This window comes from Novosphingobium sp. KCTC 2891 (assembly GCF_025938155.1).
In the GTDB taxonomy this organism is placed as follows: Bacteria; Pseudomonadota; Alphaproteobacteria; order Sphingomonadales; family Sphingomonadaceae; genus Novosphingobium.
The window spans coordinates 273,672-285,887 of the sequence record NZ_JAPCZG010000001.1 but is presented as its reverse complement, the minus strand read 5'-3'; the positions used below and the strand labels follow the sequence as shown (position 1 = coordinate 285,887).

General features: G+C 66.7%; 16 protein-coding genes. 7 read left to right on the top strand and 9 right to left on the bottom strand.

Going from position 1 to position 12,216, the window contains the following annotated elements:
* Nucleotides 1-123: 123 nt before the first annotated feature.
* Entirely contained in the window at nucleotides 124-831 is a 708-nt protein-coding gene (locus tag OLX02_RS01355) for an OmpW/AlkL family protein (RefSeq protein ID WP_264419576.1), read from the top strand.
* A gap of 236 nt (nucleotides 832-1,067) precedes the next feature.
* Entirely contained in the window at nucleotides 1,068-1,649 is a 582-nt protein-coding gene (locus OLX02_RS01350; protein WP_264419574.1) for a hypothetical protein, read from the top strand.
* 24 nt (nucleotides 1,650-1,673) lie between these two features.
* Here OLX02_RS01350 and OLX02_RS01345 read toward each other — a convergent pair whose 3' ends face one another.
* Both OLX02_RS01345 and OLX02_RS01340 read right to left on the bottom strand, forming a co-directional pair.
* Entirely contained in the window at nucleotides 1,674-1,859 is a 186-nt protein-coding gene (locus OLX02_RS01345; RefSeq protein ID WP_264419571.1) for a hypothetical protein, read from the bottom strand.
* Nucleotides 1,860-1,995: 136 nt separating this feature from the next.
* Nucleotides 1,996-2,796, bottom strand: a complete 801-nt coding sequence (locus OLX02_RS01340) for a flagellin (RefSeq protein WP_264419569.1) — start codon at nucleotides 2,794-2,796, stop codon at nucleotides 1,996-1,998.
* A 159-nt stretch (nucleotides 2,797-2,955) separates the two neighbouring features.
* On the opposite strand from OLX02_RS01340, the gene OLX02_RS01335 reads away from it, so the two are divergent.
* Nucleotides 2,956-5,715, top strand: a complete 2,760-nt coding sequence (locus OLX02_RS01335; RefSeq protein ID WP_264419567.1) for an ATP-dependent DNA helicase — start codon at nucleotides 2,956-2,958, stop codon at nucleotides 5,713-5,715.
* A complete protein-coding gene (locus tag OLX02_RS01330; protein WP_264419566.1) occupies nucleotides 5,712-6,257 on the top strand; it encodes a SixA phosphatase family protein in 546 nt (181 codons plus the stop codon). The genes OLX02_RS01335 and OLX02_RS01330 overlap by 4 nt, the downstream gene beginning before the upstream one ends.
* 55 nt (nucleotides 6,258-6,312) lie before the next feature.
* On the opposite strand, the gene OLX02_RS01325 is transcribed toward OLX02_RS01330, so the two are convergent.
* From OLX02_RS01325 to rpmF, 5 genes are all read right to left on the bottom strand, one after another.
* Nucleotides 6,313-6,765 (bottom strand): MerR family transcriptional regulator, encoded by a 453-nt coding sequence (locus OLX02_RS01325; protein ID WP_264419564.1) that lies wholly within the window; start codon nucleotides 6,763-6,765, stop codon nucleotides 6,313-6,315.
* A gap of 11 nt (nucleotides 6,766-6,776) precedes the next feature.
* Nucleotides 6,777-7,076 (bottom strand): integration host factor subunit alpha, encoded by a 300-nt coding sequence (locus tag OLX02_RS01320; protein WP_264419562.1) that lies wholly within the window; start codon nucleotides 7,074-7,076, stop codon nucleotides 6,777-6,779.
* Nucleotides 7,077-7,225: 149 nt separating this feature from the next.
* Nucleotides 7,226-8,203: a beta-ketoacyl-ACP synthase III gene (locus tag OLX02_RS01315; protein WP_319641221.1), complete on the bottom strand. Its 978-nt coding sequence runs from the start codon at nucleotides 8,201-8,203 to the stop codon at nucleotides 7,226-7,228.
* The gene (plsX, locus tag OLX02_RS01310) at nucleotides 8,200-9,285 is read right to left on the bottom strand and encodes a phosphate acyltransferase PlsX (protein WP_264419559.1); all 1,086 of its coding nucleotides are present in this window, start codon (nucleotides 9,283-9,285) and stop codon (nucleotides 8,200-8,202) included. The genes OLX02_RS01315 and plsX overlap by 4 nt, the downstream gene beginning before the upstream one ends.
* Before the next feature lie 30 nt (nucleotides 9,286-9,315).
* On the bottom strand, nucleotides 9,316-9,495 hold the full coding sequence (gene rpmF / locus OLX02_RS01305) for a 50S ribosomal protein L32 (RefSeq protein WP_264419556.1): 180 nt from the start codon (nucleotides 9,493-9,495) through the stop codon (nucleotides 9,316-9,318).
* 220 nt (nucleotides 9,496-9,715) lie between these two features.
* Here rpmF and OLX02_RS01300 point away from each other — a divergent pair, with 220 nt between their 5' ends.
* The gene (locus OLX02_RS01300) at nucleotides 9,716-10,105 is read left to right on the top strand and encodes an MAPEG family protein (RefSeq protein WP_264419553.1); all 390 of its coding nucleotides are present in this window, start codon (nucleotides 9,716-9,718) and stop codon (nucleotides 10,103-10,105) included.
* Between the two features lie 38 nt (nucleotides 10,106-10,143).
* On the opposite strand, the gene OLX02_RS01295 is transcribed toward OLX02_RS01300, so the two are convergent.
* Both OLX02_RS01295 and OLX02_RS01290 read right to left on the bottom strand, forming a co-directional pair.
* Nucleotides 10,144-10,785 carry an MBL fold metallo-hydrolase gene (locus OLX02_RS01295; RefSeq protein WP_264420303.1) on the bottom strand — a complete coding sequence of 214 codons (642 nt, stop codon included), beginning with the start codon at nucleotides 10,783-10,785 and terminating at the stop codon, nucleotides 10,144-10,146.
* A gap of 82 nt (nucleotides 10,786-10,867) precedes the next feature.
* The gene (locus OLX02_RS01290; protein ID WP_264419551.1) at nucleotides 10,868-11,569 is read right to left on the bottom strand and encodes a helix-turn-helix transcriptional regulator; all 702 of its coding nucleotides are present in this window, start codon (nucleotides 11,567-11,569) and stop codon (nucleotides 10,868-10,870) included.
* 99 nt (nucleotides 11,570-11,668) lie between these two features.
* Between OLX02_RS01290 and OLX02_RS01285 the strand changes: the two genes are divergently transcribed.
* Both OLX02_RS01285 and OLX02_RS01280 read left to right on the top strand, forming a co-directional pair.
* A complete protein-coding gene (locus OLX02_RS01285; protein WP_264419549.1) occupies nucleotides 11,669-11,857 on the top strand; it encodes a hypothetical protein in 189 nt (62 codons plus the stop codon).
* A complete protein-coding gene (locus tag OLX02_RS01280) occupies nucleotides 11,847-12,215 on the top strand; it encodes a hypothetical protein (RefSeq protein ID WP_264419548.1) in 369 nt (122 codons plus the stop codon). Before OLX02_RS01285 ends, OLX02_RS01280 begins: the two co-directional genes overlap by 11 nt.
* Nucleotide 12,216 lies beyond the last annotated feature (1 nt).

Sequence of the window (12,216 nt, the reverse complement as noted above, 5' to 3'; positions counted from 1 at the left end):
GCTTGCGAAATTTGCGCTCCGTCAATGCTGGCGATTCGGCACCGGTGCATCACGCTGACCACGCCGCGAGGGAATAATTGGCTTTGCGAGGGGCAGGCCACCAGCGGCGCAGGACGTGAACCCATGAAGAAGATTATCAGCGCCGCGCTCGGCGCCGCCCTCGCCACCACGGCTCTGGTCGCCCCTGCGACCGCGCACGCCGGCTCGGCCGATGGCAAGTGGCAGGTCAAGGTGCTCGGCACCGCAGTGCTTCCCGACGGCAAGATCGACAAGATCAAGTCGATCGACACCACGACCACGCTGGGCAGCACGCTTGCGGGTGTGACCGGGGTCGAAACCAAGGCCAACGACAACGTCGTGCCGACGCTCGCCGTTGAATACTTCTTCACGCCCAACGTCTCGGTCGAAACGATCTGCTGCTTCACCCAGCATCACGTCAGCGGCGACAAGGGTCTTGCCGGCACCGAGATCGTCGATCACGTGCTGATCCTGCCCGCGACCCTGACGCTGAAGGCACACATGCCGCTCGGCCCCATCAAGCCCTACATCGGCGCCGGCCCTGCCGTGTTCTTCGTGTTCGGTGAAAAGCCCGGCGCGACCGCTGCCGCACTCGGCATCGACAAGGTCCGCATGAGCAATGCCTTCGGCGTGGCGCTGCAGGGCGGCGTGGACATTCCGCTGGGCGACAAGGGCTTCGGCCTCAGCCTCGACGCCAAGAAGTATTTCATCAAGCCCACCGCCAAGTTCTATGACAACGGCACGCTGGCGCTCGAAACCAAGCACAAGCTCGACCCGTGGGTGCTGAGCGCGGGCATCGCCTACCGCTTCTGACGGTTCCTTCGGCCCCGCCGGGCCCCACGCACGGCGGGTACGAAGGCGGCGGGCGGGTCGTTAAGGGGTTCTGGGATCACCCCGGCACGGCCCGCCCGTTTCTTCTCGAGGACCACGAAAGGGCGCCGCAGTGGCGCCCTTTTTCGTGCGCTCCGGCCAGATATCCGGACCAACAAGGCAGCGGTAACACTTGGCTGCTAGACAGCGCGCGAATGACGGCGCGCGGAGGGCACAGCATGACCGATGGCGAACTGACGGAAATCCTGCGGCGCGAACTGCTGCCCGGCGAGCGGCTGCTGTGGCAGGCGCGTCCCGATCCGGCGCGGCTGCGCAAGGTATTCGCGGTGTGGCTGTTCGCGGTGCCCTGGACGGCCTTCGCGCTGTTTTGGGAAGGCATGACGCTGCTGCCCTGGTTGGCGGAAACGCGCACGCCCGATGGCATCCGCTGGACCTTCGGCCTCCTGTTCCCGCTGTTCGGCTTGCCGTTCGTGGCCGTGGGGGCCGGCCTGCTGGCCGTGCCCGTGATCGCGCTGCGCAAAGCCACGCGCACGATCTTCGGCCTGACCGACCGGCGGATACTGCGCCTGACCGCCGGGCGCCAGCGCGAGGCGAAAAGCGTGATGATCGACCAGATGGGGCCGGTCGACGTGCGTGCAGGGGCCGATGGCTGGGGTACGCTGCGCATCGAAACAGGCAGCCACGTAGACACCGATGGTGACCGCGTGACGGAGCGCTTCGAGGTGGGCGGTGTGCCCGATGTCTCGCGCCTGGAAGGCTTATTGCTGGAACTGCGCCGCAGCGGCAGGGACCGAGCCTGACGTCCGGCCCCCCGTCGTCACATCTCAGGCGACGATGAAATCGTCCGCGGTCAGCGCGGGCCTGCCGGTGAACGTGGCGATCTGCACCTGCGCCGCGCCGCCGACACCGTCGGCGTCGTAAAACAGCGCGCCGGTGGCGGCACTGTAGATCAGATGGTCGCCGGCGGTGGATGCCGCAGCGCCCAGTTTCAGTTCGCCGGTGCCGAGCACGCCGGTGCCGAAGCCCGCGAGTTATCATCAAGGTCCGCAGGTTATGGCAATGCGCACTTTTGACAGCCGAAAACGCGGGCCGGCCTTCGCCGCCCCGCGTTCCCGTGGAGTCGCTCCCGAATTTTGGAAGAAGGGGTTATTTCAGGAGCGAAAGGACGTTCTGCTGGGCCTGGTTGGCCTGCGCGATCATCGCGGTCGACGCCTGGGCAAGGATCTGCGCCTTGGCCATCTGCGTGGTTTCCGCCGAATAATCGGTATCGAGGATGCGGCTGCGCGCGTCGGACAGGTTGGTGACGTTGTCGTTCAGGTTGTTCACCACCGATTCCAGCCGGTTCTGGCCCGCACCGAACGAGGCACGCGCGGCGCTCACCTGGTCAAGCGCGGTATCGACCGTGCCCATCGTGGTGGCGGCGCCAGCCACCGTGGTCACGTCGAACGTCACGGCGGCAATGCCCTTGCTGGTGATGCTCACAGTGTCGCCCGTGTCGGCGCCCACCTGGATGATGAAGGTCTGGTTGGCAGCGCCGAATACGTTGTTGCCGTTAAACTTGGTGTTGCCCAGCACGCTGGTGATCTGCGTTGCCAGTTCCTGCACCTCGGCGTCCATGTAGCCGCGGTCGGTCGGCTGGTAGGTGGCCGACTTTGCCTGGATCGCCAGTTCGCGCACGCGCTGCAGCATCGCGGTCACTTCGTTCAGCGCGCCGTCGGCGGTCTGGGCGAAGGAGATGCCGTCGTTGGCGTTGCGGATGCCCTGCCCCATGCCCTTGATCTGCGAGGTCATGGTGGTGGCGATGGCGAGGCCGGCGGCGTCGTCCTTGGCGCCGTTGATCCGCTTGCCGGTCGAAAGGCGTTCCATCGAGATGCCGGCCATGTGCGCGGCCGTGTTCGAGGCATTGGCAGCGCGCACGGCGCTGATGTTGGTATTGATAACTGCCATGGTTCCCATGCTCCACATAGGGCCCGGAGCGGGTAAGGCTCCGTTCCATTTCCTGAACCCAAGAACGGAAACCGGGGCACCGGATTAAGGGCCAAGTTTCGGGGCAGGCGGCGCGCGGGCATCTTGAAGCGCGTTCCGTTTCCGTTCACTAGGATCGCCATGAACGCGCTCGCCCTTCCCGCGCTGCACGCCAGCCACGGCGGATGCTGGCTGCGCAGCGGCGATCTAGCCGGCACATCCACGCGCGGCATCGGCAAGGGCGAGGCGATCATGGCGGCGGCCGATACGCCGCTGCTGCTGCTCAACGCGCCGCTGGTAGCCAGCCGGCTGGGCTATCCCGATCTGTCGGGGCTGGACCTGCTGGAGCTTTACGCCTTCATCCATCCCGCGCGGTTCGTGGTGCCCACGCCCAAGGGACTCGCCCACGCGCTGGGACTGGACGAGCCGGCGGGCGACGACGGCGTGCCGCTGCTGCTGCAACAGGCGGCCGAAGCCCTGCTGGCAACGTGCGAGAGCGAGGATTGGGCCGAGCGGGAGGGCGCATGGACCGCGCTGCAATCGCTGACCCGGATGCGCTGGCCGTGGGCCACGCTGCTCGGCCCGCGCATCCGCCGGCCGGAACGCGCCGAACGCTGGCTGTTCGCGCGCCTGCCCGAATGGGAGGAAGCCGCCGAACGGCCGCAGCCCGCGCAAGTCGTGCTGGGCGACGAGGAGATCGCCGCGCGGCTGGCGCTGCTGACCGGCAGCGGCGCGGAGGAGCGCCCCGCCCAGCGCGCCTTCGCGCGGGACGCCGCCGCGACCTTCGCCCCGCGCCGCGCCGCGCGCCAGCCGCACGTGCTACTGGCCCAGGCGGGCACGGGCACGGGCAAGACCTTCGGCTATCTCGCCCCCGCCTCGCTGTGGTCCGAACGGTCTGGCGGTACGGTCTGGGTTTCAACGTATACCAAGGCGCTGCAACGGCAATTGCGGCGCGAGAGCCGCCGTGCCTATCCCGAACCTTCGGGCGGCCAGCCGCCGGTGGTGGTGCGCAAGGGGCGCGAGAACTACCTCTGCCTGCTCAATCTCGAAGATGCGCTGCAGGGCGGCTTCGCAGGCCGGGCGGCGATCCTGGCGCAGCTTGTGGCGCGCTGGGCGGCCTATACGCAGGACGGCGACATGATCGGCGGCGACCTGCCCGGCTGGCTGGGCACGCTGTTCCGCAAGCGCGGGATCACCGCACTGACCGACCAGCGCGGCGAATGCGTCTATGCCGGATGCCCCCATTACCGGAAGTGCTTCATCGAACGCGCCGCGCGCGCTTCCGCCGGCGCCGATCTGGTGATTGCCAACCATGCGCTGGTGATGGTCAATGCCGCGCGCGGGCGCGATGCGGCCAACCGCCCCAGCCGGATCGTGTTCGACGAAGGCCATCACGTGTTCGAGGCGGCCGACTCCACATTCTCCTCCGCTCTGACCGGCGCGGAAACGATCGAGTTGCGGCGCTGGGTGATCGGGCCGGAAGGCAAGTCCCGCGGGCGGCGGCGCGGTCTTTCGGCCCGGCTGGCCGATGTCGCCAGCTATGACGAGCAAGGCGCGCTGGCAATCGCCGACGCGCGCGAGGCGGCCGAGGCCCTGCCGTCCGAAGGGTGGCTGGCCCGACTGGTCGAAGGCGAGCCATCAGGCCCGGTCGAAGACCTGCTCGCGGCGACGCGGGCGATGGTTTACGCGCGCGACGAAAGCGGCGGGACCGAGGCGGGATATGGGCTGGAGACCGAAGTCTCCCAGCTCGACGGGGCCTATGTCGAAGTGGCAGGCCGCGCGCAGGAAGCGCTGGAGGCATTGCGCCAGCCGCTGGTGCGGCTTGGCCTGAGGCTGGAGGCGCTGATCGAGGACGGGCCCGACTGGCTCGACGGGCCGGCCCGGGCGCGGATCGAGGGCGCGCGCGGGGCGATCCAATGGCGGTGCGACCTGCTGGCCGGGTGGATCGCGCTGCTCGCCCGGCTGGGCGGGCCTGCCGATCCCGATTTTGTCGACTGGCTGGCGGTCGACCGCTCCGATGGGCGCGAGTGGGACATCGGCCTTCACCGCCATTATCTCGATCCGATGAAGCCCTTTGCAGAAACGGTGCTAGCACCGGCGCACGGGGTGATGATGACATCGGCCACGCTGTGCGACCGCAGCGGCGCAGCAGGCGACGACTGGGACAGCGCGATCCACCGCAGCGGCGCACAGCATCTCGATGTCGCGCCCAAGCTGTTCTCGGCCGAAAGCCCGTTCGACTATGCCGCGCAGGCCGAAGTGCTGATCGTGACCGACGTGGCCAAGGGCGACATTCCCGCGCTGGCGGCGGCCTATGCCCGTCTCATCGAGGCAGCGGGCGGCGGCGCACTGGGGCTGTTCACCGCGATCCGGCGGCTGCGCGCAGTCTATGGCCGGATCGCCGACCGGCTCGCGCGCGGGGGCCTGCCACTCTATGCCCAGCACGTCGATCCGATCGACACCGGCACGCTGGTGGACATCTTCCGCGACGATCCCAAGGCATCGCTTCTGGGCACCGATGCGCTGCGCGACGGGGTGGACGTGCCCGGCCATTCGCTGCGTCTGGTGGTGATGGAACAGGTGCCATGGCCCAAGCCCTCGATCCTGCACCGCGCCCGTCGCCTTGCCGGCGGAGGCCAGCCGCACGACGACCGCATCATTCGCGCGCGGCTGGCGCAGGCGTTCGGGCGGCTGATCCGTTCCGGCACCGACCACGGCCACTTCGTTGTGCTCTCCGCCGCCTTCCCCTCACGCCTGTTGACCGCGTTTCCGCCCGGAACCCCGGTGCGCCGCGTGACGCTGGATGCGGCTTTACAAACCATCGCCGCCGGTGTTTCTGGCGGAGCGGTGCCGAGCGCCGCACCGGACCGCCGCGACCAACCCGACGAGAAACCCGCGTGAAGACCTTGGCCCTGTTCCGCCATGCCAAGTCCGACTGGAGCGACGCGCGCGCGCGCGATTTCGATCGCCCGCTGAACGCGCGCGGTCAGCGCGGCGCCCTGGCCATGGGGCAGCACATCCGCAAGGGCGGGTGGCGCTTCGACAGGATGATCGCATCGCCCGCGGTGCGCGTGGCCGAAACCATCGAGACCGCCAGCAAGGCATGGGGCCGCACTTTCCCGGTGGAATGGGACCGGCGGATCTACCTCGCCAGTTCGGCCGTGCTGCTGGACCTGCTGCGCGAAATCGCGGGCGATCCCGGCAGCGTGCTGATGGTAGGACACAATCCGGGCCTGGAAGACCTGATCTTCGACCTGGTGCCGGACGACGGCAGCAGCCCCTTGCGCGATGTGGTGGAGCAAAAGTTTCCCACCGCCACGTTCGCCGTGCTCGAACTTGCGATCGACCGCTGGGCGGACATAGAGGAACGTTGCGCGAAGCTGGTCGAACTCACCCGCCCGCGCGATCTCGATCCGGCGCTGGGCCCTGAACTGCCGGACTAGGACGCCGGCCAGAGCGTCCGGCTGGACCCGGCTCCGACTGCAACGTGCGATCGCTCTAGTCTGAAATGGCCTCGGCCAGCCGTTCCCGCACTGCGATGAGGTGCCCCGCAAGGATGCGGAGCGCCTCGACGACGGCATCCTCCCCTTCGCCGTGGCTGAGAGCAACGGGCAAGGATGCGGGGGTGGCGGCGGGGGCTGGCGTTTCCACCGCATTCACAGCCGCGGCGGCCTTGGGCGCGCGCTTGCCCTGCAAGGCCTGCCGCGCGCCGCGGATGGTGTAGCCTTCCTGGTGCAGCAGGCGATTGATCTGCGCCACCAGCGCCACGTCCTCGGGCCGGTAGTAGCGCCGTCCGCCCGCTCGGGTGAGCGGACGCAGCATCGGGAATTGTTCTTCCCAATAGCGCAAGACGTGCTGCTTCAGGTCGAGCGCTTTCGCCACTTCACCGATGGTGCGAAGCGCTTCAGGATCTTTGCCGTCCTGAAAATCCGGTAGTGGCGCCTGCGCCATCTATCGCCTGTTCAATCGAGCGCGCAAATGCGATCCTTGAGCATCTGGCTGGCGCGGAAAGTCAGCACCCGGCGCGGCGTGATGGGAACTTCGACACCGGTCTTGGGATTGCGGCCCACGCGCTCAGACTTGTCGCGCAGCAGGAACGTGCCGAAGCCAGAGATCTTGACGTTCTCTCCCTCGCCCAGCGCGTCGCACACGTGGCACAGGATGGATTCAACCATTTCAAGCGAATCCGCGCGCGAAAGACCCACGCGGCGATTGATGCTCTCCGCAAGGTCTGCGCGAGTCAGGGTACCTACCGAACGCATCCTTCTATCCCCCAGAAAAACGAACCTTCGATCCGAGGGGCGAGCATAACGCGGTTTCTTGGATAGGCAATCCAATCGCCTCTGGATCAACGAGATTCACGACCAACTTGCCGCATATTGCGACGCAGGCGACGCCCGCGCCGAAATAATCAGATGCGGACGAGGCTGGCGCCCCAAGTAAAGCCGCCGCCCATCGCCTCGAACATGACGAGGTCGCCCTTCTTGATCCGCCCGTCCTTCACGGCCGTATCGAACGCGAGCGGCACCGAGGCCGCGCTGGTATTGGCATGACGGTCCACGGTGACGACGACCTTCTCCGCAGGGAGGCCCAGCTTGCGCGCGGTGGCATCGAGGATGCGGTAATTCGCCTGGTGCGGTACGACCCAGTCGATTTCCTCGGCCGTGTGGCCAGTGGCTTCGAGCACTTCGCTCAGCACGCTGGCGAGATTGACCACCGCATGGCGGAACACCTCGCGGCCGCGCATCCGCACCTTCCCGACAGTGCCCGTGCTGGACGGGCCGCCATCGACATAGAGCAGGTCGTTGTGCCGGCCGTCGGCATGGAGACGCGTGGCGAGAATTCCGGGCGCGTTCGGATCGGTCTCGTCCACGTCCTGCGCTTCGAGCACGACCGCGCCCGCGCCATCGCCAAACAGCACGCAAGTCGTCCGGTCATCCCAGTCGAGAATACGGCTGAAGGTTTCCGCGCCGATCACCAGGGCACGCTTGGCTGCGCCGGTGCGCAGCATCGCATCCGCGGTGGACATCGCATAGAGGAAGCCCGAGCAGACTGCCGCGATATCGAACGCGACGCCGCCGTGGCAGCCCAGGTTATGCTGAACGGTCGTCGCCGTGGCCGGGAACGTCTGGTCCGGCGTCGCCGTGGCCAGCACGATCAGGTCAATCGATGTTGCATCAACGCCGGCGGATTCGAGCGCGCGGCGCGCCGCATCGGTGGCCAGCGTCGAGGTCGTCTCACCCTCGCCCGCGATGTAGCGGTTGCGGATGCCGGTGCGCTCGACGATCCACTCGTCGGTGGTGTCGACCATTTCCGCCATCTCGGCATTGGAAACCGCACGCTTCGGCAGGGCGGAACCGCTGCCGAGAATGACCGATCGCATGCTCATGCCGCCGTCTCGTCCTTGGGGGCGGCGGCTTTGCCGCTGCGGCCGGATGAGCGGATGGTTTCGGCGCCGACACGGGCAAGGTCGGCAGTGATGCGCTCGGTCAGGTTTTCCTCCAGAAGGCGCGCCGCGACTGCGACCGCGTTGGCCACGCCAACTGCCGAAGCGCCGCCGTGACTCTTCACCACAAGCCCGTTGAGCCCGAGGAAAACCGCGCCATTGTGATTGTTGGGATCGAGATGATGCTTGAGCAATTCGGTCGCCGGACGCGAAATGAGGAAGCCGAACTTCGAACGCAGCGACGATGAGAAGCTGCGGCGCAGCAGGTCCGCGACAAAGCGGGCCGCGCCTTCCATCGCCTTCAGCGCGATGTTGCCGGAAAATCCATCGGTCACCACGACATCCACGTCGCCGCGCGAAAGCTTGTCCGCCTCGGTGAAGCCATCGAACGAAAAGGCCAGCGTTTCGGTCGCGGCCTTCAACGCTGCGGCGGCATCGCGCAGGTTGTCGGTGCCCTTGGTTTCTTCAGAGCCGATATTGAGCAGGCGCACGCGCGGCGCTTCCAGGCCGTTGACGACCCGGGCGTAAGCCGCCCCCATGATCGCGAACTGGATCAGGTTGCGGGCATCGCATTCGGCGTTCGCGCCGAGATCAAGCATGATCAGGTCATGGTCGCCGAGCGTGGGCAACAGGGCCGCGAGCGCGGGCCGGTCGATGCCTGGCATCGTGCGCAGCGCCACCTTGGCCATGGCCATCAGCGCGCCTGTATTCCCCGCGCTGACCGCAGCCCCCGCCTCACCGCGCTTCACCGCATCGATGGCAAGACCCATCGACGTGGTCTTCGCACGGCGGAGCGCCTGGGTGGGCTTGTCATCGCCGGAGACGACGTCGGGCGCGTGGAGGATTTCCGACGCGCCCTTGAGGTTCGGGTGGTTCTCGAGCGCCGCGGCAATGCGCACTTCATCCCCGACGAGCAGGAACTTGAAGCGATCGTGACGGCGACGGGCAAGCGCCGCGCCCTCGATCATCACGCGCACGCCTTCATCGCCGCCCATCGCATCGACAGCGATACGCGGCAGGCTCATTTTACGATCATCCCCCCGGAACCGGTCTGATTACAGACCGACGGCGATGACTTCGCGACCGTTGTAGTGACCGCAAGCGTTGCACAGCATATGCGGACGCTTCAGTTCGCCGCAGTTGGAGCATTCGTGGAATGCATCAACCTTCAGCGCATCGTGGCTGCGACGCATACCGCGACGGGAAGGGCTGGTCTTTCGCTTGGGGACGGCCATTTCGGCACCTGTTCCTGATCTTATTAACGTTGGTCACGGGCGCGATAGGGAAAACGGTTCCATCGCACAACCCCTGCACGACAGATGTCGCAAGAGCCTGCAAACGGGGAATCGCCAATCGCGGACGAAGGCGCGCCTATACGGATTTTTGGGTGCTTTGCAAGCGCGGGGCAGCTAGCGTCCCTCCGGGACAACATGAAATGGGGGAGTAAGACAAAAGATGTTCCTGCCGATAACCCTGGCCTCGGCTGCTGCCGCAGCCTTCATCAACATCTGGCTTTCGGTACGGATCGGCATGATCCGCACCGCCAAGAAGATCTCCATCGGCGACGGCGGCCACGAAGACCTGATCCGCCGGATGCGCGCGCAGGCCAACTTCGTGGAAAATGCACCGCTCGTGCTGGTCCTGATTGGCGCCATCGAACTGGCACGCGGGCAGAACCCGTGGCTGCTGGGCGTTGCCGGCGCCTTCGCTCTGGGCCGCGTGGCGCACGGCGTGGGCATGGACGGCGGCCCGCTGGGCTTCGGCCGCACCATCGGCACGCTGATCACCATGCTGACCCAGATCGGGCTGGCCGTCTGGGCGGTATCGATCGTGCTGGATATGTAGAATGCGTGCGGGCGTCTCCGGCGGAGGCGCCCCGCAGATCAGGTCAGCATATAGTCGCTGACGAAGGCATTGACCTGGCGCTCGCGGCCGAAAGTGCTGGTCGGACCATGGCCGGGAACGAACGTGACGTCGTTGCCCAGTGGCCACAGCTTCTGCGTGATCGAATCGATCAGGTCCTGGTGATTGCCCAGCGGGAAATCGGTGCGGCCGATCGATCCCTGGAACAAGACGTCGCCCACGATGGCAAAGCGCGACGGCGCGTGGAAGAACACCACGTGGCCCGGCGTGTGGCCGGGACAATGGATCACATCCAGCTCCAGCTCGCCCAAGGTCACCTTGTCGCCATCATGCAACCAACGGGTCGGCTCGAACACTTCGCCGTCGATTCCGTACTTGGCGCCGTCCTCGCCCAGCTTGGCGATCCAGAAGCGGTCGGCCTCCTCCGGCCCCTCGATCGGCACGCCGAGTTCGCGCGCGAAAATGCCGGTGCCGCCGCAGTGATCGATGTGGCCATGCGTGACGAGCAGCTTCTCGATGGTGACGCCAGTCTTGGCGATCGCCTGCTTCAGCTTGCCGAGATCGCCGCCCGCGTCGATGAACGCGCCGCGCATCGTCTTCGTGCACCACACCAGGGTGCAATTCTGCTGGAGCGGGGTGACGGGGATGATTGCCACCTTCATCGGCGGCTCGGACGGGGTCTGGGTCTGATCGGTCATGCTTTGGAAATGGCGGCTTTACAGGCCCAGCGCAAGGCTTCGCGCGTCAGAGCCGGCCGCCCTTCCACACCACCCGGCCAACGATCTCCACCTCCCCGAACGGGCGCTCCATGCGCGGATAGGCGGGATTGTCGCTGATCACGCGCAGCGTGCCGGCGGGGCCGGTCTCCAGCCGCTTCACCAGCAGCACGTCATCCAGGCGAATCACATGGATGCCCGCACGCACCGGACGCACCGTGCGATCGACGAGGATCTCGTCGCCATCGCGCAGCGTCGGCTCCATCGAATCGCCCTCAACCTCGATCACCGAAAGCATCGCCGGCTCCAGCCCCTGCCCCTTGAGCCAGCGGTTGTTGAAGCGCAGCCGGCCAGAGGGAATTTCCTCGCCCGCCAGCGTGCCCGGACCAGCCGAGGCGCCCAGCGGCAACCGGGGGATGTCCGCCCACTCGGCGGCGACCGGACGGGGCGCTGCGGGCTGCCGCGGGGCGACGCCCGGCAGATCCACCGTCAGGACCCCGCCCCGCACCGGCGCACCGAGTTCGCTTTCCGCAACACCGAAGAATTCCGCCAGCGTGCGGCGGTCGTTCTCCTCCAGCTTGCGCGGGCTGCCCTTGCGCACGAATTGCTGGAGATAAGTGGTATTGCGCCCGATCAACCCGGAAAGCGCGGAAAGACTGACGCCGCGCGCGGTGGCAAGCGCCATCAGGCGAGCGCGGCCGCCATCATCGCCTTCGACAGAAGTTGCCATTTCCTTACTCCAATTCCGAAGGACTTTTCCTAGACGTGTAGGATTTATCCGTCAACATAGGAAATATACAGCGGCGAGTCGGAGGGAGGAAAAATCATCATGCTGATCCGGAAGGTCGAAAAATTCATCGCCGTAACCGGGATGCCGGTCACCAAGTTCGGCCGCCTCGCCGCGCACGACCCCCGGCTGGTGGGCGACTTGCGCAACGGCCGCGATCCCCGTCCCGCGATGGTTTCACGGGTGGAACATTTCATGAACTCTTATTGGGGAAACGCCCATGTTGCTTGATCCGCGCCTGTTTCTGACTTCGGAGCCCAAGGCTCCCCGCGTCCGCCCCACCACGGGCGAGCGCCTGATCGCCGCGCTGCGGAAGTTCGCGGGCGAGCGCGCCGAAGTGGTGCGCCACAAGGAAGCCCCTTGGGCCAGCGTGACCTTCACCGGGTCGCGGCACACCTTGGTCCTGCGCTTCGAGGGTTGGGAAGCCTGCGATGACGGCGAGAACTTCGTCGCCGACCTGCCGGAGCACGAATTCACGCTGCCCGGTGTGCTGGTGGCCGACGCGGCCGTGACCTGCAACACGCAGGTCCTGCTGCCGGAACCGGCGATGGAAGTGGAAATCGAACTGCTGCTGCTCGACAACAAGTGAC

Coding starts and splice junctions, on each gene's coding strand:
- OLX02_RS01335 (WP_264419567.1), top strand. CDS start 2,956: ATGAACGCGCTCGCCCTTCCCGCGCTGCACGCCAGCCACGGCGGATGC.
- OLX02_RS01300 (WP_264419553.1), top strand. CDS start 9,716: ATGTTCCTGCCGATAACCCTGGCCTCGGCTGCTGCCGCAGCCTTCATC.
- plsX (WP_264419559.1), bottom strand. CDS start 9,285: ATGAGCCTGCCGCGTATCGCTGTCGATGCGATGGGCGGCGATGAAGGC.
- OLX02_RS01295 (WP_264420303.1), bottom strand. CDS start 10,785: ATGAAGGTGGCAATCATCCCCGTCACCCCGCTCCAGCAGAATTGCACC.
- OLX02_RS01315 (WP_319641221.1), bottom strand. CDS start 8,203: ATGAGCATGCGATCGGTCATTCTCGGCAGCGGTTCCGCCCTGCCGAAG.
- OLX02_RS01280 (WP_264419548.1), top strand. CDS start 11,847: ATGTTGCTTGATCCGCGCCTGTTTCTGACTTCGGAGCCCAAGGCTCCC.
- OLX02_RS01290 (WP_264419551.1), bottom strand. CDS start 11,569: ATGGCAACTTCTGTCGAAGGCGATGATGGCGGCCGCGCTCGCCTGATG.
- rpmF (WP_264419556.1), bottom strand. CDS start 9,495: ATGGCCGTCCCCAAGCGAAAGACCAGCCCTTCCCGTCGCGGTATGCGT.
- OLX02_RS01355 (WP_264419576.1), top strand. CDS start 124: ATGAAGAAGATTATCAGCGCCGCGCTCGGCGCCGCCCTCGCCACCACG.
- OLX02_RS01325 (WP_264419564.1), bottom strand. CDS start 6,765: ATGGCGCAGGCGCCACTACCGGATTTTCAGGACGGCAAAGATCCTGAA.
- OLX02_RS01285 (WP_264419549.1), top strand. CDS start 11,669: ATGCTGATCCGGAAGGTCGAAAAATTCATCGCCGTAACCGGGATGCCG.
- OLX02_RS01340 (WP_264419569.1), bottom strand. CDS start 2,796: ATGGCAGTTATCAATACCAACATCAGCGCCGTGCGCGCTGCCAATGCC.
- OLX02_RS01320 (WP_264419562.1), bottom strand. CDS start 7,076: ATGCGTTCGGTAGGTACCCTGACTCGCGCAGACCTTGCGGAGAGCATC.
- OLX02_RS01350 (WP_264419574.1), top strand. CDS start 1,068: ATGACCGATGGCGAACTGACGGAAATCCTGCGGCGCGAACTGCTGCCC.